The 23,064-nt window shown below is 71.4% G+C and carries 14 protein-coding genes; 8 read left to right on the top strand and 6 right to left on the bottom strand.

Features of this window, described 5'->3' with window-relative positions; translation table 11 throughout:
- The first annotated feature begins 29 nt into the window (after positions 1 to 29).
- The 4 genes from ETD86_RS06655 (at position 30) to ETD86_RS06640 (ending at position 4,557) form a co-directional block, all read left to right on the top strand.
- Entirely contained in the window at positions 30 to 1,736 is a 1,707-nt protein-coding gene (locus tag ETD86_RS06655; RefSeq protein ID WP_138665211.1) for an IlvD/Edd family dehydratase, read from the top strand.
- Positions 1,737 to 1,837: 101 nt separating this feature from the next.
- Complete coding sequence (gene pgi, locus ETD86_RS06650; RefSeq protein WP_138665210.1) at positions 1,838 to 3,469, top strand: glucose-6-phosphate isomerase; 1,632 nt, start codon at positions 1,838 to 1,840, stop codon at positions 3,467 to 3,469.
- A gap of 60 nt (positions 3,470 to 3,529) precedes the next feature.
- Positions 3,530 to 3,883, top strand: coding sequence for a spore germination protein GerW family protein (locus ETD86_RS06645; protein ID WP_138665209.1), 354 nt, complete (start codon positions 3,530 to 3,532; stop codon positions 3,881 to 3,883).
- A gap of 35 nt (positions 3,884 to 3,918) precedes the next feature.
- A complete protein-coding gene (locus tag ETD86_RS06640) occupies positions 3,919 to 4,557 on the top strand; it encodes a LysE family translocator (RefSeq protein ID WP_138665208.1) in 639 nt (212 codons plus the stop codon).
- 79 nt (positions 4,558 to 4,636) lie between these two features.
- Here the strand turns inward: ETD86_RS06640 and ETD86_RS06635 are convergent, their stop codons facing one another.
- Complete coding sequence (locus ETD86_RS06635) at positions 4,637 to 5,359, bottom strand: VIT1/CCC1 transporter family protein (protein WP_138665207.1); 723 nt, start codon at positions 5,357 to 5,359, stop codon at positions 4,637 to 4,639.
- Positions 5,360 to 5,594: 235 nt separating this feature from the next.
- On the bottom strand, positions 5,595 to 6,278 hold the full coding sequence (locus tag ETD86_RS06630; protein ID WP_211369865.1) for a hypothetical protein: 684 nt from the start codon (positions 6,276 to 6,278) through the stop codon (positions 5,595 to 5,597).
- Positions 6,279 to 6,513: 235 nt separating this feature from the next.
- Here ETD86_RS06630 and ETD86_RS06625 point away from each other — a divergent pair, with 235 nt between their 5' ends.
- The 4 genes from ETD86_RS06625 (at position 6,514) to ETD86_RS06610 (ending at position 16,267) form a co-directional block, all read left to right on the top strand.
- Positions 6,514 to 8,694 (top strand): hypothetical protein, encoded by a 2,181-nt coding sequence (locus tag ETD86_RS06625; protein ID WP_138665206.1) that lies wholly within the window; start codon positions 6,514 to 6,516, stop codon positions 8,692 to 8,694.
- Between the two features lie 62 nt (positions 8,695 to 8,756).
- On the top strand, positions 8,757 to 12,155 hold the full coding sequence (locus ETD86_RS06620; RefSeq protein WP_246147704.1) for a phosphodiester glycosidase family protein: 3,399 nt from the start codon (positions 8,757 to 8,759) through the stop codon (positions 12,153 to 12,155).
- 120 nt (positions 12,156 to 12,275) lie between these two features.
- Positions 12,276 to 13,421 carry an amidohydrolase family protein gene (locus tag ETD86_RS06615; protein ID WP_138665205.1) on the top strand — a complete coding sequence of 382 codons (1,146 nt, stop codon included), beginning with the start codon at positions 12,276 to 12,278 and terminating at the stop codon, positions 13,419 to 13,421.
- 65 nt (positions 13,422 to 13,486) lie between these two features.
- Complete coding sequence (locus ETD86_RS06610) at positions 13,487 to 16,267, top strand: glycoside hydrolase family 2 TIM barrel-domain containing protein (protein ID WP_138665204.1); 2,781 nt, start codon at positions 13,487 to 13,489, stop codon at positions 16,265 to 16,267.
- A gap of 87 nt (positions 16,268 to 16,354) precedes the next feature.
- Here ETD86_RS06610 and tuf read toward each other — a convergent pair whose 3' ends face one another.
- The 4 genes from tuf to ETD86_RS06590 form a co-directional block, all read right to left on the bottom strand.
- A complete protein-coding gene (gene tuf / locus ETD86_RS06605) occupies positions 16,355 to 17,533 on the bottom strand; it encodes an elongation factor Tu (RefSeq protein ID WP_138665203.1) in 1,179 nt (392 codons plus the stop codon).
- A gap of 245 nt (positions 17,534 to 17,778) precedes the next feature.
- A complete protein-coding gene (locus tag ETD86_RS06600) occupies positions 17,779 to 18,609 on the bottom strand; it encodes an NAD-dependent epimerase/dehydratase family protein (protein ID WP_138665202.1) in 831 nt (276 codons plus the stop codon).
- A gap of 4 nt (positions 18,610 to 18,613) precedes the next feature.
- Positions 18,614 to 20,806: an FAD-dependent oxidoreductase gene (locus ETD86_RS06595; RefSeq protein ID WP_138665201.1), complete on the bottom strand. Its 2,193-nt coding sequence runs from the start codon at positions 20,804 to 20,806 to the stop codon at positions 18,614 to 18,616.
- Positions 20,803 to 23,043 carry a hypothetical protein gene (locus ETD86_RS06590; protein WP_138665200.1) on the bottom strand — a complete coding sequence of 747 codons (2,241 nt, stop codon included), beginning with the start codon at positions 23,041 to 23,043 and terminating at the stop codon, positions 20,803 to 20,805. Before ETD86_RS06590 ends, ETD86_RS06595 begins: the two co-directional genes overlap by 4 nt.
- Between the last annotated feature and the right edge of the window lie 21 nt (positions 23,044 to 23,064).

Genomic DNA, 23,064 nt, shown 5'->3' with positions numbered 1-23,064 from the left:
TCCCCCAAATGACCGATAAGGTGCCAAATATGGAGTTCAGGAGTTCGCGCTGGTACTCGGGAAACGACCGGAACTCCTACATCCATCGGGCCTGGATGCGGCGCGGGCTGCCGCGCGAGGCGTTCGAGGGTGACCGCCCGCACATCGCGATCGCGAACACCGCCTCCGACCTCACCCCCTGCAACTCCCACCTCGACGAGGTGGCGCAGAGTGTCATGAACGGCGTGTGGGAGGCCGGCGGCGTACCGCTCAACCTGCCCGTCGTCTCGCTCGGCGAGTCGAACGTGCGCCCGACCGCGATGCTCTGGCGCAACCTGGCCGCCATGGCCACCGAGGAGATGCTGCGCGCCAACCCCATCGACGGCGTGGTGCTGCTCGGCGGCTGCGACAAGACCATCCCGTCGCTGCTCATGGCCGCCGCCTCCGTGGACCTCCCCGCCGTCGTGATGCCCGGCGGGCCGATGCTGACCGGGCACTTCCGCGGCGCGCCGCTCGGCTGCGGCACCGACGTGTGGCGGCTCAGCGAGGAGGTACGCGCCGGGACGCTCTCCCGCGAGGCGTTCCTGCAGTCCGAATCGTCCATGATCCGCAGCCGCGGCCACTGCAACACCATGGGCACCGCCTCCACGATGGCCTGCCTGGCCGAGGCGCTCGGCATGACACTGCCCGGCACCGCCGGCACGCCCGCCCCTGACAGCCGCCTGCTCGAACGCTCCCATGAGACCGGCCGACTCGCCGTGGACCTCGTCAAGCAGGGCCGCCGTCCGAGCCAGGTCATGACCAAGGGCTCGTTCCGCAACGCCATCGTGACGCTGGCCGCCGTCGGCGGCTCGACGAACGCGGTCGTTCACCTGCTGGCCGTCGCCGGGCGGCTCGGCGTGGACCTCACCCTGGACGACTTCGACCGCACCGGCGCCGGGGTGCCGCTGCTCGTCGACCTCCAGCCCGCCGGGCGGCACCTCATGGACGACCTGTTCAGGGCGGGCGGGCTGGCCGCCGTGCTCAAGGAGGTCGAGGACCTGCTCGACGCCGCCGCGATCACCGTCACCGGGCGGCCGCTGGTCGAGCACCTCGCCGGAGCCGAGATCTGGGACGAGACCGTCATCAGGCGGCGCAGCGACCCGCTCCTGCCCGACGCCGGCATCGCCGTCCTCCGCGGCAACCTCGCGCCCGGCGGCGCCGTGATCAAGCCCGCCGCGGCCTCGCCCGAGCTGCTGCGGCACCGCGGCCGGGCCGTCGTCTTCGACAGCGTCGAGGACGTGTACGCCCGCCTCGACTCACCCGGCCTGGACGTGGACGAGACGTCCGTGCTGGTGCTGCGCGGCTGCGGGCCCAAGGGCTACCCGGGCATGCCGGAGGTCGGCAACCTGCCACTGCCGCAGAAGCTCCTGGCCAAGGGCGTACGCGACATGGTGCGCATCAGCGACGCCCGCATGAGCGGCACCGCGTACGGCACGGTCGTGCTGCACACCGCGCCCGAGGCGGCGGCCGGCGGCCCGCTGGCGAAGGTGCGCACCGGCGACCCGATCGTGCTCGACGTGGCCGCCCGCCGGCTGGACGTGGACATCCCGGACGCCGAGCTGAACGCCAGGCCGCCGGTCGCGATCGGCCACGCCGCACCCGCCCGCGGCTGGGAACGCCTCTACGTCGACCACGTCACCCAGGCCGACCGCGGAGCCGACCTCGACTTCCTCATCGGTTCCAGCGGCGACGCCGTCGGCCGCGAATCCCACTGAGCGCCTAAAGACTGCGCTCCGCCGTGCGCGGAATCGATCGTCCGGGGTACGGGGTTACGGGACCATGGATCGGTCGGCTTGGCAATGCGAGGAGGAGCAGCGTGAACGGCGATATCACCCAGAGCCAGGAGTGGGCGGCCCTGGCCAAGCACCAGGAGGAGCTCACGGGCAGGACCCTGCGTGAGCTGTTCGCGGAGGACCCCGGCCGCGCCGAGCGCATGACGGTGACCGCCGGCGACCTCTACCTCGACTACGCCAAGCACCGCGTCACGCAGGAGAGCGTCGACCTGCTGGTGGCGCTGGCCGAGCGGGCGGGCCTGCGGGAGCGGATCGCCGCCATGTTCGGCGGCGAGCACATCAACGTCAGCGAGGACCGGGCCGTGCTGCACGTCGCGCTGCGCCTGCCCAGGGACGCCGAGCTGGTCGTGGACGGGCAGGACGTCGTGGCCGACGTGCACGCCGTCCTCGACAAGATGAGCGCCTTCTCCGACCGTGTGCGGTCCAAGGAGTGGAAGGGCGCCACGGGCAAGCCGATCCGGACCGTCGTCAACATCGGCATCGGCGGCTCCGACCTGGGGCCGGCCATGGCGTACGAGGCGCTGCGCGACTACGCCGACGCCGGCATCGAGGCCAGGTTCGTCTCCAACATCGACCCGGCCGACATCACCGGCAACCTTCGCGACCTCGACCCCGAGACCACGCTGTTCGTGGTCAGCTCCAAGACCTTCACCACGCTGGAGACCCTCACCAACGCCAGGGTCGCGCGCCGCTGGCTGGTCGAGGCGCTCGGCGACGGGGCGGTGTCCCAGCACTTCGTGGCCGTCTCCACCAACGCCGAGAAGGTCGCCGAGTTCGGCATCGACACCGCCAACATGTTCGGCTTCTGGGACTGGGTCGGCGGCCGCTACTCCTACGACGGCGCCATCGGGCTCTCCCTGATGATCGCCATCGGCCCCGAGCGTTTCCGTGAGATGCTCGCCGGCTTCCACACCATGGACGAGCACCTCCGCACCGCGCCGTTCAACGCCAACATGCCGGTGCTGATGGGCCTGCTAGGGATCTGGTACGACGACTTCTTCGGCGCCGAGACCCGCGCCGTCCTGCCCTACAGCCAGCGGCTGCACCGCTTCCCCGCCTACCTGCAGCAGCTCACGATGGAGTCCAACGGCAAGTCCGTACGCGCCGACGGCACGCCGGTCACCGTCCAGACCGGCGAGATCTTCTGGGGCGAGCCGGGCACCAACGGCCAGCACGCCTTCTACCAGCTCCTCCACCAGGGCACCCGGCTCGTCCCCGCCGACTTCATCGGCTTCGCCGAGCCGTTCGAGGACCGCGAGGGCATGCACGACCAGCTCACCGCCAACCTGCTGGCGCAGACGTCGGCGCTGGCCTTCGGCAAGACGGCCGAGGAGATCGCCGCCGAGGGCACCCCGCCCGAGATCGTCCCCCACAAGGTGATGCCCGGCAACCGCCCCACCTCCACGATCCTCGCCCCCAAGCTGACGCCGTCCACGCTCGGCCAGCTCGTGGCGCTCTACGAGCACATCGTGTTCGTCGAGGGCACGATCTGGGGTGTCGACTCCTTCGACCAGTGGGGGGTGGAGCTGGGCAAGAAGATGGCCCTCGACCTGGCCCCCGCCCTGACCTCGGACGAGCCGCCCACGACCTTGCCTGACCCGTCCACGGAACGCCTGGTCCGCAGATACCGCACGATGCGCGGCCGCCGCGCCTGATCGCCCGGCGGACGGCCGGCGCGGGTGGTGCGCCGGCCGATCGGGGGTGACGATGGGGCCATGGACATCATGGAACTGGTGGAGCGGTCGCAGGACGCCGCGACCGTCAAGCGCGTCTTCGGTGAGCCGATCCAACACGGCGACGTCGTCGTCATCCCCGTCGCCAGGGTCGCGCAAGGAGGCGGTGGCGGGCGCGGCGAAGGTAAAGGCGACAAGGGCGAAGAGGGAGGGGGCAGCGGCGCGGGATTCGGGTTCGGGGCCACGCCGGCGGGCGTGTTCGTGCTGAAGGACGGCGACGCCGTGTGGCGGCCCGCTGTGGACGTCAACCGGATCGTGCTGGGTGGCCAGGTCGTCGGGATCGTGTTGCTGCTGACCCTGCGTGCCATCTTCAAGAAGCGGCGCCGTAGAGGGTGATCGCTCGAGGCGATCCGGCTCATAGAGTGAACGTCATGACCTCTCTGACGCAGATCGCGGCTTTCGGTGGTGTTGTGCTGCTCGGGGCCATGTCGCCCGGTCCGGACTTCGCGGTGGTCGTACGACGCTCCGCCGTTTCCGGGCGCGGTTACGGCATGGCCGCGGCGCTCGGGATCTCCGTGGGCGTGTTCGCCTGGGTGCTGGCCGCGGCCACCGGCGTCGCGGCGCTGATGGCCGCCTCCGCCGCCGCGTTCACCGTGGTCAAGGTGGTCGGCGCGGCCTACCTGCTGTATCTCGGGGTCAAGGCGCTGCGCTCGGCTCTGCGCAGGAGCGGGGAGCCGGGGCCGGACCCGGTGCCCGACCCCGGGCGGCGCAGCTCGTGGGCGGCGTTCGCCGAGGGGCTGCTCACCAATGTGCTCAACCCCAAGGCGGCGTTGTTCTTCGTGGCCCTCGTGCCCCAGTTCCTCGGCGGGGGTGCGTCCCTGGCCGACACGCTGGTGCTCTCGCTGATCGCCCTGGCCGGGACGGTCATGTGGTTCCTGGTGGTGGCCACCATCGTGGGCACGCTGCGCAAGTTGTTCGCCAGGCCGGCCGTACGCAGGACCGTGGACGGCCTGACCGGGGTCGCGCTCATCGGCCTCGGGGCCAAGCTGGCGACCACGAGCCGCCCGTAGGCTCGCTCGGGTGGCACTTCGTGGCTCTGGCCGTCCCCACGCGCCTACGCCACCGTGACGCCGTGCAGGTGCCCCAGGCCTACGCCACCGTGACGCCGAGCAGGTGCCCCAGGCCGAACGTCACCGTGGCGGCGCCCACCCCCAGCGCGAGCTGTCGCAGGCCGCCCAGCCACCACGGCCGTGCGGTCATCACCGCCACCGCCGCGCCGAATCCGAACAACCCCAGCACGCTCAGCACCACAGCCAGCACCAGGCCGGACGCCCCGAACAGGAACGGCGCCAGCGGCACCAACGCCCCGGCCGAGAACGCGCAGAACGACGAGGCGGCCGCCACATACGGCGAGGGCAGGTCGTCCGGGTCGACACCCAATTCCTCCCGAACGTGCACCCGCAGCGCCTGCTCGGGATCGGCCGACAGCCCCTCGGCGACCCGCCGTGCCAGGTCGGCATCGAGGCCGCGCGCCTGGTAGAGCGCGGCGAGCTCGGCCTGCTCGGCCTCCGGGTTGCGGGCCAGCTCGCGCCGCTCCACGGCGATCTCCGCCCGCATCAGCTCCGTCTGGGACTTCACCGACGTGTACTCGCCGGCCGCCATGGAGAACGCCCCGGCGGCCAGCCCGGCGAACCCGGCGAGCACCGCGGCCCGCCCGGCGCCCGCCGCGCCCACCACCCCGGAGATCAACGCGAAGTTCGACACGAGCCCGTCCATGGCGCCGAACACCGCCGGGCGCAGCCAGCCGCCCGTGACGTCACGGTGGCTGTGGTGCTGCTCGGGAGAGTGCGGCCGGGCGAGCTCGATGGTCATGCAAATCCTCCGCTTACGGGTCTCTTGTCCAAAATGTAGGCATATATGGACAAGATCCGCAACGAAGGAGAGGCTTGCCTGGCCTGGGAAAAGGCCATCCCGGTGACCGTTCATCACTCGATGTGAGCGACAGGATGCGGGTGTCCACCGGCGCCGCCATCCGTCGAGGATGGTGACGCAGGGGACACCGTCAGGCCAGGGCCTGGGCCGGGGTGACGGCGGGCGTTTCCGTCCGTCAGGCGTGGGCCGGGGTCGGGGCGGCCGTCGGAGTCTCCGCCTGGGAGGCGTCCGTCTCGGAGCTGCGGATCAAGGCGTCGCAGTCCGCGATCGTCTCTTCCAGCAGCCGTCGCAGCAGCGCGTCCGGGTCGGTCATGCAGGCCTGCACGATGCCCACCACGGAGAGCTGCACCGCGTTCGGCGCGGCGTACCTGCGGAAGCCCTTCTCCGTGATCCGGGCCGCGCGGCTGAAGCGCCTGGCCTGCTCGGCCGCGTGCGGCACCTCCTCCAACGCCCGGCGGCTCTGTTCGCTCATCCGGCCGGACGGGGCGCCGTCGAGCCTGGCCAGCATCTCCTCGGCCGCGAGCACCGACACGGCCAGCGCGAGCTGGCGCTCGGCCGCGGCCACCGGCAGCGCCGTCGTGGCGCAGCGCAGCGCGATCCGCGCGTCCACGCGCAGGTCGTCGCTGGCCAGCCCGATGATCGACGGTACGAGCCCGACCAGCTTGGCGCGGCTCTCGTCGCTGACGTTGTCGTTGACGAGGCGGGCGAGTGCGGCCAGCAACGGATGCGTGCAGGCCGGATGGTCGCTCCACCGCTCGCCGGCCAGGTAGGAGGCCAGCTCCATGAAACAGGCACCGCGTTTCGGGTTGCGATGTCTGCCGCGGGACAGGACCGGCAGGTGATCAAGGTGATTGTCCACGGATGCTCCACTGCTCCACGCGATCGCCGTCTATCCAGTCTGCGCCGTTGTGCGTGTCAACGCCAGAGATGGGCCGTCTTCGTCATGAACGTTCCCTGCGGCTGCCCCAGATGCGCCCCCGGAAACCTTCCGCTGAGTCTTGCCATACTTGCTGGATTTTCTGCTTGGCGGCAGCACGAATTCGTATTCGAACAATTACTTTGCGTAACGGCGCCTTGCGCGGGATCATGCTGGCGTGGACGGCTTCCTCGATGAGACCTGCGGCGGCGTGACCGAGTTGCGTGTGCACGGCGTCGCCGGCACGCCGCCGGAGGGCACGCTCAACCATCCGCATCCCCGGCGGGTCACGGGTGACGGCGTCACCGGATTCCACCGCCGCTGGTGGCCGGGCGGGCGGCCGTCGGGCGGCGACGCGGACGTGCCGGAGGCGCGCCGCCGTGAGGCGTACGCGTGGGGCGGCCTCACCTCCGGTGGCCGGGCCATCGCGCTGTGGTTGCCGCTGCTGCCGTTCTCGCTGGCCAACCTGTCCTTCTTCATGGTGCCCAGGCCGCCACGCGGCACCCGGCTGCGGCGCGCCACGGAGGCGGCTCAACGGCTGTTCGCCCTGCTGCTCACCGGCACGCTCGTCGGGGCCGTCACCCGGGCCGCGGTCGACCTCGTCGGCTGGCAGTGCACGGCCGCGGGCGGGGCCTGCGTCAGGGACCCGGGGCTCGGCTGGCTGCACTGGTTGGGCGCGTGGTGGGGCGACGAGCCGTCCAAACGCCTGGCGATCGCCGCGCTGGCGCCGGTGCTGGTCGTCGTGCTGCTGTGGTGGCTCGCCCGGCGCACCTGGGAGCGTGACGAGCGCACCCCCATCCCGGCCGGTGACGCGCCGCACGCCGACCTGCCGCTGGCGCAGCCGCGGTTGTGGCACGGCGGCGCGCCGGTGTGGCGGCTGCGGATCGTGCACGTCGCCTTCGCGTTCGCGTCGATCGGGCTGGCCGTGTCCGTGCCGTTCGCCGCCACCCCGCGGGGGCTCGCGCTGACCGTGGCCAACGCCGGCGTCCTGGCCGTGGCCGTGGTGCTGGTGCTGCTGCCGTGGATCGCCAGGCGGCTGGGCCCCGGCGAGCGGGCACCGTGGTGGCTCACGTACGCGTGCCGGGGCCTGGGCGTGGCCGCGCCGCTGGTCTTCGCGGCCACGATCGTGCTGGCGCTGGCCGGTCTGGGCCCGGGCGCACCCGGACGGGGACTGCCCGGCGTCGGGTTTGGAGCGTTCCAATTCCTGCTCATGGTCGGGGTCGGACTGTTCATCCTGCTCACGATCGGCGTGCTCGCCCGTATGGACCGCGGGGTGGAGCGGCCGGCGCTCGGTGGCCTGGCCGGCTGGTTCGCGCTGATGATCGCCGCGGGCGCCGCGAACGTCATGGGGCTCGGCCTGCTGTTCTGGACCGCCACCTACCTCGGCGGACCGGACCACGGGATCTTTCTCGACGACCCCGTCTGGTGGACGGCGACGCTGGTTCCCCTCCTGTTGCTGGGCGTGCTCGTCCTCGCGGCCGTCCTCCGCCTGATTCACCGGGCCGAGACGCGCAGGCTCACGCCACGGCTGACCCACTACTACGGACAGCGGCACAGCGGCGTGGTCGCGGGCCAGTGGGCGCTGGCCGCGCTCACCGACCGCGCCGGGCTGGTGCTGGCGGTGCTCACCGGCATCGGGCTGGCCGGATTCGCCGCGGTGACCGTGATCCACCGGTTCCACCTGATCGCCCCGGTCGGCGGAGTGGCCGGACTGCTGGCCGTGACCGGGAGCTGGGCCATGGTCGCGGCCGTCGCCGGCCTGGTGCTGCTCGGCCGCCGGACCTACACCGACCCCCGTCTGCGCAGGACGATCGGGATCCTCTGGGACATCTGCACGTTCTGGCCCCGCGCCGTCCACCCGCTCGCCCCGCCCTGTTACACCGAGCGCGTCATCCCCGAGCTCATCACTCGCGTCGGCCGGCTGGCCAGGACCGATCGGGACCAGGTGATACTCTCCGGGCACAGCCAGGGCAGCGTCATCGCCGCCGCCCTCGTGCTACAGCTCGATCCCTCGCTGCGGCGACGTGTCGGCCTGCTCACCCACGGGTCGCCGCTGCGCCGCCTCTACGCCGCCTTCTTCCCCGCCTACTTCGGCACCCCGGCGCTCGCCGCCGTACGCGACGCGGTGCCCTGGCACAACCTCTACCGGCTGAGCGACCCCATCGGCGGGCCCGTGTTCCGGCGCGTCGACCCCCTGGGCGAGGGGCCGGGCGGCGGCGACGGCGTGGACCGGTTCTGCTGGGACCCGCCGCGGCCCCGGCCCGGACAGCCGTTGCCCGAGGCCCGCTGGCACTGCGACTACTGGCTCGACCCGCCCTACGGAGAGGCGCTCGACCGGCTGATCAAAGTCAAGCGCTGAAATTTTCTTTTGGTTCACCCTTTGGTCTTGAAAGTTATATCCATGACCGGTTTAGTTCGGTCGTGCAGACCCTCCGATTGCTGGCCGCCACCGCGCTCCTGTTAGGCCCTCTGGCCGTCACCGGCGCGCCCGCGCAGGCCGACCCCGTACCTCCCGCTGAGGACGCGCTCGAGGCGTCGTCCTATCCGCCGCCGTCCACGCTGCTGGCCCGGGCAGCCGCCGGGCAGCCGCGGCTTGAGACGGCGAAGAAGACCCGGCCTGTCGCGCCGGGGATCTCGCTGACCTCGTTCGACACCTACGACGCCCTCGGTTGGCTGCGCGCGGACGCGATCACCGCCGACCTCGGCGGCGCGAAAGCCGACTACGTGTTCTCCGGCGAGGTGTCCAAGACCGAGCCGCTGTCCGGGCCCGCCAAACGCTCGCGCGCCGTCGCGGCCGTCAACGGCGACTTCTTCGACATCAACAACTCCGGCGCCGCCCAGGGCATCGGCGTGCAGGACGGCAACCTGATCCAGTCGCCCGTCGCCGGCCATGACAACGCGGTCGCGGTCACCGGCGACGGCGTCGGCCGGGTGCTGAAGATGTACTTCGAGGGCACCGCCACACCGGCCGGCGGATCGCCGATCACCCTCACCCAGTTCAACCAGATCGTGCAGGGCGGCGGCGTAGGGTTGTTCACCTCCCTGTGGGGGTCCTACACGCGTGCTCGCGCCGTCGCGGGCGCCGCGTCCGTCGCCGAGGTCGTCCTGGTCGACGGGGTCGTCTCCGAGGTGCGCACCGCTGCCGGCTCCGGTCCGATCCCGGCCGGGACCACGATCCTGCTGGGCCGCGACGCGGGGGCGACCGCGCTGTCCGGGTTGAAGGTCGGCGACCGCGTTGACGTGAAATATCAGCCGAAGTCATCCGACGGCAGCACGGTCAAGGCAGCCGTGGGCGGCAACTGGGTGCTCGTCAAGGACGGCGTCGCGCAGAACTCCACCGACCCGGCCGCGCACCCCCGTACCGCCGTCGGGTTCTCCGCCGACGGCAGGAAGATGTACCTGCTGACCGTGGACGGCCGCCAGGCCGACAGCCGCGGCGTCACGCTCAACGAGCTGGCCGCGATGATGGTCGACCTCGGCGCCGCGAACGCGCTCAACCTCGACGGCGGCGGCTCCTCCACCATGCTGGCCCGCGAGCCCGGCGCCGCCGACGTGCAGGTCGAGAACAGTCCCTCCGACGGCGGCGAGCGCCACGTCCCCAACGGCCTGGCGCTCTACGCGCCGCAGGGCAGCGGCAAGCTCAAGGGTTTCTGGCTGGAGCCCGCGAGCGACCCCGCGAAGTCGCCCGGCCTGGGGCCTGTCTCCGGCGGCCGCCCCGACCGGGTCTTCCCCGGCCTGACCAGGCGGCTCACCGCCGCCGGTTACGACGAGACGTACGGGCCCGCCGCCGGGACCCCGTCGTGGCGCGCCAACCCGGCGGTCCACGGCGTGGTCAGAGACGGGAAATTTCATGCTTTGGTGCCCGGCCAGACAACCGTCACCGCCTCGCGCGGCGACGCCAAGGGCACCATCGGCCTGACCGTGCTCCAGCCGCTGCAGCGGCTCGGCGCCACCGCCGACCGGCTGGGCATGCCCGGCAAGGACGGCACGGCCACGTTCGGCGTGGTCGGCTACGACCGCAACGGCAACTCCGCGCCCATCGAGCCCGCCGACCTCGTGCTCGATTACGACAAGAACCTGTTCGAGGTGACCGCGGCCGAGCACGGCTCCTTCACGGTCAAGGCCAAGCAGGCCAACGGGTCCGGGCTCATCACCGCCCGCGTCGGCAAGATCAGCGCCGCCGTGCCGGTGACGGTCGGGTTCGAGGACAAGCCGGTCGCCGACTTCGAGGACGCCGCCAGGTGGACGTTCGCCGCCGCCCGCGCCACCGGCTCACTGTCGGCGGCGCCCGGGCAGAGCGGGGGCGGGCTGAAGCTGTCGTACGACTTCACCACCTCGACCGCCACCCGGGCCGCGTACGCCAGCCCGCCGCAGCAGATCGTGGTGGACGGGCAGCCGCAGGCGTTCGGGTTGTGGATCCACTCCACCGGCAAGGGGGAGTGGCCCAGCCTGGAGTTCTACGACGCGCTCGGGCAGTCGCAGATCCTGCGCGGGCCGTACATGACGTGGACCGGGTGGAGGTACGTCGAGTTCGCCGTGCCGGCGGGCGTCAACTACCCGCTGAAGCTGCGGCGCTTCTACGTGGCCGAGACCAAGGCCGACGCCAAGTACACCAACGAGATCCTCATCGACGGGCTGGCCGCCAAGGTGCCGCCGGCGGTGTCCGCGCCTGTCCCGGCCAGGGTCGCGGACCCCGTGGTCAAGCCTTCCGTGGCGGAGATGCCGTGGCGGTTCGCGGTGATGTCGGACGCGCAGTTCGTGGCCAGAGACCCCGACAGCGACATCGTCAAGAACGCCCGCAGGACGCTGCGTGAGATCAAGGCGGCCGAGCCGGACTTCCTGCTGATCAACGGTGACCTGGTGGACGAGGCGTCGCCGGAGGACTTCGCGCTGGCGAAGCGCATCCTCGACGAAGAGCTGGGCGGCGCGGTGAAATATCACTACATTCCCGGCAACCATGAGGTCATGGGCGGCAAGATCGACAACTTCAAGGCCGTCTTCGGGGACACGTACCGGACCTTCGACCACAAGGGCACCCGCTTCGTCACCCTGGACACCTCGCGGCTGAACCTCCGGGGCGGCGGCTACGACCAGGTGGCGATGCTCAGGTCAGAGCTGGACGAGGCCGCTGAGGACGCCTCCGTCGGGTCGGTCGCGGTGCTGTTCCACGTGCCGCCGCGCGACCCGACGCCCGGCAAGGGCAGCCAGCTCGGGGACCGCAAGGAGGCCGCGCTGGTGGAGGGCTGGCTGGCCGACTTCCAGCGCTCCACCGGCAAGGGGGCCGCTTACATCGGGGCGCACGTGGGGACGTTCCACGCGGCGCGGGTGGACGCGGTGCCGTACTTCATCAACGGCAACTCCGGCAAGAACCCCGCCACCGCGCCCGGCGACGGCGGCTTCACCGGCTGGTCGTTGTGGGGCGTGGACCCGGTGACGCCGGGTGAGGCCGAGCACGTCAGGCGCAACTGGTTCGTCGACGCGCCCGACTGGATCGGCACGCAGGTCCGGCCGCACGTGGACGACCTGGTGCTCACGGTCCCGGGGACGGTCGCCGTCGGGGCGCCCGGCCAGGTGACGGCGGCGGTCAAGCAGGGACCCCGTACGGTCCCCGCCGCCTATCCGGTCTCGGCCGCCTGGTCCGGCTCGCCGAACCTGCACATCGGCGCCCGGCAGACGGCCAAGCCCCGGCACGTGGCCGTCCTGGACCCGGCCACGGGCACGCTGACGGCGCTGCGCGAGGGGCAGGTGACGGTCGCCGTCACGGTCAGCGGCGTCACCCGCCAGGCGACGGTGGCCCTGTCGGCCAGAGCCGCCGCCTGAGCAATCGGCCGTGGGGCACCGCTCGCCCCACGGCCACCCCCCGGCGGAGCGCTCAGCGAGATCGCCGGGGGGCGGCGCGTGCTCTCCGGGACGGCGGGGACGCTCTCATATCCTGGCCAGGTGTCCCTTGAGCCCGAGCTCGTCCCCGGCGGCCTCGCCCGCTCCATCGAGGAGTTGCGGCTGGTCGACCACCACGTGCACGGCGTCTCGGCCCGCGACCTGTCCCGCAGGGCGTTCGAGGGGCTGATCACCGAGTCCGACCGGCCGATCCCCGAGTGGATGACCCAGTTCGACTCCCAGGTGGGGTACGCGATCCTGCGCCACTGCGCCCCCGTGCTCGGCCTCGACCCGCACTGCACGCCGGAGGAGTACCTCGCCAGACGCGCCAGGCTCGGCGTGGACGAGGTCAACCGGCTGCTGCTCGGCGCGAGCGGCATCGGGCACTTCCTCGTCGAGACCGGCTACCGGAGCGAGGAGGTGCTCGGCCCCTCAGGCATGGCCGAGGCGGCCGGCGTGCCCGCCGACGAGGTCGTGCGGCTGGAGGCGGTGGCCGAGCAGGTGGCCGCGGAAGGGTGCGCGGCGTGGGCGTTCGCCGGGCGGTTCGAGGAGGCGCTGTGGGAACGCACCCGGACGGCACGCGGGCTCAAGAGCATCGCCGCCTACCGCCACGGACTCGACTTCGACCCGTCCCGGCCGACGGATGACGAGGTCGCGGAGGCGGCCGGCAGCTGGTTCGCGGCGGGCGGGCGGCTGGCCGACCCGGTGCTGCTGCGGCACCTCATCTGGACGGGTATCGACCGGGGGCTGCCGCTGCAGTTCCACATCGGGTACGGCGACCCCGACCTGGACCTGCGCCGCTCCGACCCGCTGCTGCTGCGTGGACTGATCGAGCTGGCCGAGCCGGCCGGGGTGCCGCTGCTGTTGCTGCACTGCTACCCGTACCAGCGGCACGCCGGCTTCCTGGCGCACGCGTACCCCAACGTCTTCTTCGACGTCGGGCTGGGTGTCACCTTCACGGGCGCGCGCAGCGTGGCGCTGGTGGCGGAGAGTCTGGAGGCGGCGCCGTTCGCGAAGGTCCTCTTCTCGTCGGACGCCTGGGGCCCGGCCGAGCTGCACCACCTCGGCGCGCTGCTGTGGCGGCGGGCCATGGCGCGGGTCCTGGGGGAGTTCGTGACCGAAGGGGAGTGGTCGGTCGGGCAGGCCATACGGGTGGCCGCGATGGTGGGCGGCGAGAACGCCCGCCGCGTGTACGGTCTCGGATCCTGAGAATCGGTACGGACACAGAACTCATCGCTGCCCAAAACGCTCCCGAAGCTCTAGGCTCGGCGACGATGGATCTCGAAACTTTCACCCCCGGTTCGGGACTACTCGAACCCCGGGCAGCACTCAGCACCGACGCGCCCGCCCTCGATCTCAACGGGACGTGGCGCTTCCGCCTCTCACCCACCGCGAACGTCCCCGACGACTTCGCCCAGCCCGGCTACGACGACGCGGGCTGGGACGAGTTGCCGGTCCCGTCCCATTGGCCGTTGCACGGGCACGGCGCGCCCGCGTACACGAACGTCTCCTTCCCGTTCCCGGTCGACCCGCCGCACGTCCCCGACGAGAACCCGACCGGGGACTACCGCCGCACGTTCGACCTGCCTGAGGGCTGGACGGGCGGACGGTTGCGGTTCGAGGGCGCCGAGTCCTTCGCCCGGGTCTGGCTCAACGGGCACGAGCTGGGCTTCTGGACGGGCAGCCGGCTGCCGGCGGAGTTCGACGCGGGCCCCTGGCTGCGTCCGGGGCACAACGTGCTGGCCGTGCGCGTGCACCAGTGGTCGGCCGCCAGCTACCTCGAAGACCAGGACATGTGGTGGCTGCCCGGCATCTTCCGCGACGTCACCTTCACCCGCTCCGCCGCCGACGTCTTCGTGCACGCCTCCCACGACGGCAGGCTCAGCTTCGAGGGAGCGGGCGGCCTGCTCAGCGTCCCCGAGCTCGGCGTCGCCGGCCTCGAGCCCGGGGTGGAGATCACGCTCGACGTCGAGCCGTGGACGGCCGAGACCCCGCGTCTGTACGACGCCGTCGTGACGTTCCCGGACGAGACGGTACGGCTGCGCGTCGGCTTCCGCACGATCTCCATCGTGGACGGCGTGCTAATGGCCAACGGCAGCCCGCTGCTGCTCAAGGGCGTGAACCGGCACGAGTTCCACCCCGAGCACGGCCGCGCGGTCCCGTACGAGACCATGCGCGCCGACGTGCAGCTGATGAAGCAGCACAACGTCAACGCCGTCAGGACCAGCCACTACCCGCCCCATCCCGCCTTCCTCGACCTGTGCGACGAGCTCGGCCTGTGGGTGATCGACGAGTGCGACCTGGAGACGCACGGTTTCGGCCAGGTCGGCTGGCGCGGCAACCCCACCGACGACCCGCGGTACGCCGACGCGCTGCTCGACCGAATGCGCCGCATGGTCGAACGGGACAAGAACCACCCGAGCATCATCATGTGGTCGCTCGGCAACGAGGCCGGCGTCGGCCGCAACCTGGCCGTCATGGCCGACTGGGCCCGCGAACGCGACCCGTCCCGCCCCCTGCACTACGAGGGGGACTGGTCGTGCGCGCACACCGACGTCTACTCGCGCATGTACGCCTCCCACGCCGAGGTCGAGGCCATCGGCCGCCTGGCCGAGGGCCCCCTCGACGACCCGGAGCTGGATGCGCGGCGGCGGGCGATGCCGTTCCTGCAGTGCGAGTACGCCCACGCCATGGGCAACGGGCCCGGCGGGCTGGCCGAGTACCAGGAGCTGTTCGAGCGGTATCCGCGGCTGGCCGGCGGGTTCATCTGGGAGTGGATCGACCACGGGATCGTGCATCCGGAGTTCGAGTACGCGTACGGCGGCGACTACGGAGAGGCCGTCCACGACTCGAACTTCGTGATCGACGGGCTCGTGTTCCCCGACCGCACGCCGTCGCCCGGGCTGATCGACCTGAAGAAGGTGTTCGAGCCGGTCACGTTCGAGTTCGGTGGCGGGGTCGTGCGGGTCGTGAACGGCTACGACTTCCGCGACCTGACCCACCTGGAGTTCCTCGCCACCGTCGAGGTGGAGGGGGAGAAGGTCGCCGAGCACCGGCTGGAGGTGCCGGCGGGCGGCGGCGACGTCAAGCTGCCCGACGTGCCGCCTGGGCCTTCGGGCGAGCGCTGGCTGACCGTCCGCGCCCGGCTCGCCGGTGACCAGCCGTGGGCGGAAGCGGGCCACGAGATCGCATGGGGCCAGACGCTCCTGTCGCCGCCCGGGCCTGGAACGGCCGGGCCGCCGCCGGCACTCGCGTTCGCGCGGGAGGGCGGCGCGATCGTGGCCGGCGGGTCGGCGTTCGACGCCACCACCGGGCGGCTCGTGCGCCTGTTCGGCCTGGACGTGGAGGGACCGCGGCTCGACCTGTGGCGGGCGCCGACCGACAACGACAGGTACGGCGGCCTCGAAGGCAAGTGGCGCGCCCTCGGCCTGCACCGGCTCACCCACCGCGTGGACGCCGTGGAGACCGGGGACTCGCTGACCGTCCGCACCCGGGTCGCGCCTGCCGCGACCGACCTCGGCATGCGGGCGACGTACCGGTGGACGCCCGGCACGGACGGCAGCCTGCTGCTGAACGTGGACATCGAGCCCGAGGGCGACTGGCCTGATCCGATCCCGCGGCTCGGCCTCACCATGACACTGCCGGGCACCGCCGTCGACCGGGTCACCTGGTTCGGGCGAGGGCCGGGGGAGGCCTACCCGGACACGGGCATGGCCGCGCGGGTCGGGCGGTGGACGAAGACCATCGACGAGCTGCAGGTCCCGTACGTCTACCCGCAGGAGAACGGGCACCGGGCCGACGTGCGGTGGGCCGACTTCGGGGCGTTCACGGTGTCCGGGGATCCGGTCTTCGGGATGACGGCGCGGCGCTGGAGCGTCGATGAGCTGGCCGCCGCCACACACCGGCCTGACCTGGTGGCGAGGGATCGGGTGCACCTCCACCTGGACCTCGCCCACCAGGGCATCGGGACCGCCACCTGCGGTCCTGGCACGTTGCCGCAGTACGAGCTGAGAGCTCGGACCGCGTCGTTCACGCTCCGGTTCGACCCGGCCTGAACCCAGGTCCGGCCGGTCCCGAACGACGGAACGCCGGGTCCCGCGCCTTCGCGGAACCCGGCGTAGCCGATGCGGGACCCGGGCGGCTCAACCGGTGGGCGAGCCGGACACGGTGAGAACCGTGCCCGCGCCCACCGTCAGCCCGCCCTCGCGGATCGCGAACCCGAGCCCCGGCTCGACGGCGACCGGCTTGCCCAGCTCGACCACCACGTCCACCGTGTCACCCGGCCGGGCGTCCGCGTCGAGCCGGAGCTCCCCGGGAACGTCCGTCGTCCGCAGGTAGAACTGCGGCCGGTACCCGGACACGATCGGCCTGCGCCGCCCGCCCTCCTCCGGAGTCAGGAGGTAGACGCGGGCGGTGAACGACGTACGGGCCCGCTGGCTGCCCGGCTCGGCCAGCACCATGCCCCGCCGCACCTGCTCGCGGCGTACCCCGCGCAGCAGCACGGCGGCGTTGTCACCGGCCTCGCCCCGCTCCATCGTCTTGCCGAACGTCTCGACACCGGTGACGACGGCGCTGAACCCGTCGCCGAACCCGACCGCCTCCACCGTGTCGCCGACCCGCACCGTGCCCCGCTCGATGGCGCCGGTGACGACCGTGCCGCGGCCGGTGACCGTCAGCACGTTCTCGACCGGCATGAGGAACGGCGCGTCCACGTACCGCACCGGCACCGGGATGTGCTCGTCCACCGCCTGGAGCAGCGCCTCCACCGACGCCGTCCAGACCGGGTCGCCCTCCAGCGCCCGCAGCCCGGACACCCGTACCATCGGGACGCCGTCGTAGCCGTGCTCGGCCAGCAGCTCCTGCAGCTCCAGCTCGACCAGGTCGGTCAGCTCCGGGTCGGCGCCGTCGGCCTTGTTGACGGCCACGACGAGGTGCTCCACCCCGACCCGCTTGGCCAGCAGCACGTGCTCTCTGGTCTGCGGCATGATCCCGTCATGCGCGGACACGACGAGGATCGCGCCGTCGAGCTGCGCCGCCCCCGTGATCATGTTCTTCACGTAGTCGGCGTGGCCCGGCATGTCCACGTGGGCGTAGTGCCTCGTGGCGGTCTCGTACTCGACGTGCGAGATGTTGATCGTAATCCCCCTGGAGGCCTCCTCCGGGGTCCGGTCGATCCGCTCGAACGGCGTGTACGTCGCCTGCCCGCGCTCCGCCAGCACCTTCGTGATCGCGGCGGTCAGCGTGGTCTTGCCGTGGTCGACGTGCCCCATCGTGCCGATGTTGAGATGCGGCTTGTTCCGTACGTAGGCCTGCTTGGCCATGGTTCCTTCCTTGAGACCTGGTTTCCGTGTGACCCGTGCTCGGGGCCGGCAACCTCCCCCCGCCGGGTCACCTCAGGACTCACGGGAAGAGGTCAACGCTCCAGGCCGTCGCGGACACGCTCGAGCACACCCACCGCCAGGGCGGGTGTCGTCAGGCGAGCGCGCAGGAACATGAGGAACATAGTGCGATCATCAGCACTGAACGGCAACCGATTATTCCGCCCTGGGCTCACCCACCCGTGGCTTCAGACGCGGAACTCCGCGCTGAAGCCGAGAAGGGCGGTGGCCTTGGTCAGATCCAGGGGGACCGTGCGTCCGGGCAGTGGACGGCGGATGTCGGTCGTGGGGTGGAAACGGCGGAGCAGGTCCTCGGTGGGGTGGGAGACCAGGGTCTCCGGGGCGGCCACGGTGATGACGTGAAAACCGTCGAGGCCGAGCCCGAGCAGGCATGCCCGGGCGGCGTCCCGGGTTTCCAGGTAGGCCCACAGGCCGGCCGCGTGCAGGCCGGGGTCCAGCTCGCACCTGCCCGCGAAGTCGAGGAGGCGCTCGTCGAAGCCGCCGACATACGGCAGGCGCAGGGCGGCCACCGACATGCCGTGGCGTCGCGTCATCATGTGGGCGGTCAGCTCGTCGACCTGCTTGGACAGCGCGTAGGGATCCTCGGGCAGAGGCGGCTGCTCCTCATCCACCGGCGCGTACGGCGGGTGGAGGGCGCGCGCGGCGAACGGCAGCCCGGAGATCGCCGTGCTGCTGGCCGTGCACGCCCGCATGATCCCGGCCCGGCCCGCCTGTTCCAGCACGGTGTAGGTGGCCTGCGTGTTGGTGGCGAAGACCTCCTCGGCCGGATGCCGCTCGGGACTGGGGATGGCCGCGAGATGGATCACCGCCTCCACTCCCGCGAGGGCCGCTCGCACGGCGTGCGGGTCCGTCGCGGTCCCCTCGACGACCAGGTCGGCCTTCAGGTCTCCGGGATTCTCCAGCACGAGGACGTTGGCCGGGATCCCCTGCTGCTCGAGCAGGTCGAGGAGGGCCCGGCCGATACGGCCGGCAGCACCGGTGACCAGGACACGCTTCATGCGTCTACTCATACACGCGAACCGCCACGACATGGGCGTACGGCGTCCCATTGCTGGAGTCCACCACGATTCTCAGCGCATCGGTGGTAACCGGCTCGACGTCGTGGACGTTGCGGCGCCGCCGGTTGCCGCGCGCCTCGGACACCGTACGCCAGCCGTCGCCCTGGCGTGCCTCCACCCGGTAGTCGCGGACCAGCGTCGGCATGACCTCGAACGGCGTGCGATGGTGGTGCAGGTTGATCAGGTCCTCGTTCACGTCGTCGTCGGCGAGCACGTCGACGCGGCCGACCGTCACCGGCGCGGGCCAGGACAATTCGAGGGTGGCGGGCAACTCGCCCGACACCCACATATGGGGTCCCGCATGAGGACGCTGGAAGCCGTCGAGCGCCCTCGAGGGCGCGAAGGCACCTGTCGGGCCGCTACGGAAGCAGAACGTCCGGCGCAGCAGACCCGCGTCGGACCACTCCCGCAGCGGTTGGGGCGCCTCGTCCTGAGGGCGGAGCGGAACCCGGGTCAGACAGAGCACACCGGGCGTGGGCCGGTCGGCGACCTGGAGGGAGACGTCGGGGTTCGCGCGGATCAGCAGGAACACGTTCTGCGCCTGATCCGGCTGGAACGACAGATCCACGCGAAGCCACTGATTCTTCCCCGGCTCCACCCGAACGGCACGCGAGGTGATCAGCTCCCTCGGCACGTAGTTCTGGCCCAGCCCCGGATCGTAGAGATCCACGACCAGTTCGGTCCCGGCGGCCGCGTCGAGCAGGAGCTCCACCGCGTCCAGAGCCGGGTCGACCGGCAGGATCAACCCGGCGTCGGCCTCCAGCGGCCAGGGCTCGGCCGAGGTCTCCACCTCGAACCGGGACAGCGTGCTCGACGCGGAGGCGGTAGCCGTACGAGCGAGATCCGACGGATCCTCGTACGGCAGGCCGACGATGGAGGCGTCCTCCCGCAGGAGGGTCGTCCGCAGGTCGTGCACGTCGAGCTCCCGAGGCGCGACGCCGCCGGCCACGCACAACCCGGCCGCTGTGCCGGCCGCCTGGCCGATCGTGGCGCAGGTGGCCATTACCCTGGTCGAGCCGAACGCCACGTGCGACGCCGAGATGTTCCGCCCGGCCATGAGCAGGTTGGGCACGTTCTGCGAATAGATGGACCGGTAGGGGATGTGATAGATCCCGTCGGCGTAACGCTGCTTCGCGCCGTCCTCCCTCGCGTACATGCCCTGCGGCGGGTGCAGGTCGATCGACCACCCGCCGAAGGCGATCCGGTCCTCGAAGGGCGTCTGGCCCAGCACGTCATGCTGGGTGAGCACGTAGTCGCCGAGGAAACGCCGGTACTCCCGCTTGCCGGGCAGCGCCCCCACCCACTCCAGGGTCATCGTCTCGGCGTCGAACCTCCCGGAGTTCTTGATGTAGTCCCAGATGCCGTAGATGACCGACCACAGCTCGTCGCGGATGCGGTCGTTGTCGTGCACGGTGTCCAGCTCGCCGCCGAACTCGATCCACCAGTAGGCGCAGCCGTTGTCGCCCGCCCTGATGATGCGCCGCTCGGGGATCGAGGTCCCGGTGATGTCCTTGGCGAAGCTCGGCGGGACATAACGGACCGGCTCGCCCGCGTCCTTGGTGTAGAAGAGCAGGGTGCTGCCGAGTGTGATGTCGTCCGGTAGCTCGGGCGCCCACGGCTCGCCGTATTCCGCGCGGCCCTCACGGCCTATCCGGTGGCGCGCACCGGCCAGGTGGCCGACCAGCCCGTCGCCGGTGCAGTCCAGGAAGATCGGCGACTCGAAGGTGATCAGTCGTTCCGAGCCCATCATCCAGCCGGTCACGGAGCTGATCCGCCCCTCCGCGCACGACACCTCCCGCACGTCCGTGTTGAGGTGGAGCGCGATGTTCGGCTCCTGCCTCACGAGATCGAGAACGGTCGTGTCCCAGAAGTAGGGATTTCCCTGCGGGTTGCGGTACTGGTTCTCCAGGAAGAGCTCGCCCATGATCCCGCCCTCGCGGGCGTTGTGGTTCTTGCCGTGCCCGGTCGCGCCGACCACCCAGACCCGCACCTCGCTGCTGGAGTTGCCGCCGAGCACGGGCCTGTTGGTGATCAGGGCGACCGTACGGCCCAGCCGGGCCGCCGCGACGGCGGCGTTGACGCCGGCCAGGCCGCCGCCGACCACGGTCACATCGCGCGAAAGGGTTTCCGATCTCATAGCTCCAACCCGTAGTAGAGACGCGGGGCGCCGTCCAACGTGATCTCCACGCGGCGGCCGCTGGCGGTGATGGTGCGTTCCTGGCCGATGCAGTCGATCTCCCGGACCGCCGGCCCGGAGGTCTTCAGCGACAGGGACGTCTTGGTGGGCCAGTGGTCCACCCAGGCTTCGGGGTGCGGATACCACTGGTCCGCACCGTGGTCCCGGTTGAGGATGTAGCCGTCCTTCCGGCTCCACAGGATCGCCAGCTTGCCCCGCGGCGTGTCGAACAGCAGGCCCTTCAGCTCGGGGTCGGCGAAGGTGAGCCAGCGCTTGAAGGTCGCGCCCTCCAGGTGACGTGTGGCCGTCGCGAGCGCCAGCAGCACGGGCTTGGCGCTGGTGTCGCGATTCAGCAGCCCGAAGTGGTATTCGGGGTTCTTGGGGTCGGCTTCCTGCGGGTGATGGATCGTGCTGTCGTGGGGCTGGTACCAGTTGACGCCGTCGACGCCTTCAGACAGGCAGAGCGCGAGCTGGAGCAGCGTGTTCTCGGCGGCCTGGCGGTGGGTGTCGTTCCACCAGTGGTTGGGCCGGGTGCAGGCGTACGCCTCCGTCAGCCAGAGCTCCTTGTCGCCGCCGTACTCGTCGATGGTCTGCCGGGCCTTGCGCAGCGCGCCCAGGAAGTTCCAGTAGGAGCCGTTCGAGCCCTGCTCCCACTCCTCCGGCGGCGGAGCGTAGTCGGCGGTGAAGTTGCCCCGGCCCGGATGAAAGGCGAACACGTCGATCAGATCCCAGCCGCCGGCCGCGTGGAAGTTCGCCGTCCAGCGGTAGTCCATGCCGCCGAGCCCGCAGTTCATCAGCTTGATGCCGGAGCCCTTGAGCCTGTCGTGGATCGGCTTCAGGCCGTCGCGTACGTACTCGGCCGCCTTCTGCCCCGACATCCACGGCTGGTTCAGCTCGTTCGCCACCTCGAAATAGGTCGCCCCGGACTGACGCACGATCCGCGCGCGGTCGTCCGCCCACGCGGCGATCTGCTCCGCGGTGCCATTGAAGATCACCCCGCCGAGCTGGACGTTGTGCCGGATGCCCAGGGCGTCCAGTTCAGCAGGCGGGATGCCCGGCGCGCCGCCGTAGGCGATGCGCACCCACTTGACGCCGATCTTCTGCATCAGCTTGCCGACCTGCTTTTTGTCAGGGACGAGCAGCCAGGTGTAGTTCGCGATGCCGAACTTGCCGTCACTGTCGTAGGCGTACGGCCGCAACGTGGCCAGGTTCGTCCGCGCGAACGCCTCCTCGTCTCCCGAGGTGGCCTTGACCTCGGTGAACACGATGCCCTGCGGGCAGCCTCGCACGGCGAACGTCTCCTGCCACGCCTCACCGGGCCCGAGGGTCTTGCCGAGCCGGCCGGTGCCGAGCACGGTGCCGTTGAAGTCGCGCGCCCACCAGGTCAGGGTGACGGGCTTGGCGGCCGGGCCGCCGTTGACCACCTGGGCGTTGATCGACATGGTGGCGCCGGGGTCGTAGAGGCCGAAGGGTTGCTCGCTCCACACGTCCACGCCCAGCGGCGCGGCGGTCGCCACGGCGTTGGCCGCGCCCGGCCGCATGTCGCCGACGACCAGCTCCACCTGGGTCGCGCCGTCCGCGCCCGCCGGCGCGTGGATCCAGCTTGCGTTGGTGAACGCCGGATTGGAGGACGCCAGCCGGAAGCAGGCGCTCGTGCCGGCCCACGTCTCCCGGTAGAGCGAGCCCGCGTTGATCTCGTACGGGACGCCGCCGCGGGCGTCCTTCGTCCAGACCGTGGCGGGCACGTACGTCTCCGGCGCCGTGTTGCCGATCAGTGTGCGGGAGAACATGTAGCCGCTGGGAGTCAGCGTGGCGCTGCCGCCCACCTCCCACCGCAGGCTCGCCCGGCGGGCGGCCACGGTGAACGTCCCGCGTACGGTCACCGCCGAGGCGCTCGCCGACATCTTGTAGACCACCTGGAGGGCGGGCCGCCCGTCCACGGTGATCAAGCTCGGCGTGCCCCCGAACGTGCGCTGCTGCCCGAGCACGCTGTCCTTGATCATGAAGTGCGCGATCCTGAGGCGATCGGCTCCCGCACCGTCGCGGACCACGATCGAGCCGTCGGCCTCGGCGACGAGCGTGATGCCGTCGGCCGAGATCGAAAGGGCGTCAGCCTGGGCGGAGGTGGCGGTGAGTGCGGACGCTGCGCCCGTGAGCGCGGCGGCCTGGATGAGGGTGCGACGGGAGACCTCAGGCATGGGGGGTTCTGCCTTTCATGA

Source organism: Nonomuraea turkmeniaca (genome assembly GCF_005889735.1).
In the GTDB taxonomy this organism is placed as follows: Bacteria; Actinomycetota; Actinomycetes; order Streptosporangiales; family Streptosporangiaceae; genus Nonomuraea; species Nonomuraea turkmeniaca.
The sequence above is the reverse complement of the archived record's forward strand: the minus strand, read 5'-3'. Positions and strand labels throughout refer to the sequence as shown.

What these genes read in the sequence shown, in the direction of transcription:
- ETD86_RS06590 (WP_138665200.1), bottom strand. Translation starts at nt 23,043, where the DNA reads ATGCCTGAGGTCTCCCGTCGCACCCTCATCCAGGCCGCCGCGCTCACG.
- ETD86_RS06600 (WP_138665202.1), bottom strand. Translation starts at nt 18,609, where the DNA reads ATGAAGCGTGTCCTGGTCACCGGTGCTGCCGGCCGTATCGGCCGGGCC.
- ETD86_RS06655 (WP_138665211.1), top strand. Translation starts at nt 30, where the DNA reads ATGGAGTTCAGGAGTTCGCGCTGGTACTCGGGAAACGACCGGAACTCC.
- ETD86_RS06610 (WP_138665204.1), top strand. Translation starts at nt 13,487, where the DNA reads ATGGATCTCGAAACTTTCACCCCCGGTTCGGGACTACTCGAACCCCGG.
- ETD86_RS06640 (WP_138665208.1), top strand. Translation starts at nt 3,919, where the DNA reads ATGACCTCTCTGACGCAGATCGCGGCTTTCGGTGGTGTTGTGCTGCTC.
- tuf (WP_138665203.1), bottom strand. Translation starts at nt 17,533, where the DNA reads ATGGCCAAGCAGGCCTACGTACGGAACAAGCCGCATCTCAACATCGGC.
- ETD86_RS06635 (WP_138665207.1), bottom strand. Translation starts at nt 5,359, where the DNA reads ATGACCATCGAGCTCGCCCGGCCGCACTCTCCCGAGCAGCACCACAGC.
- ETD86_RS06595 (WP_138665201.1), bottom strand. Translation starts at nt 20,806, where the DNA reads ATGAGATCGGAAACCCTTTCGCGCGATGTGACCGTGGTCGGCGGCGGC.
- ETD86_RS06645 (WP_138665209.1), top strand. Translation starts at nt 3,530, where the DNA reads ATGGACATCATGGAACTGGTGGAGCGGTCGCAGGACGCCGCGACCGTC.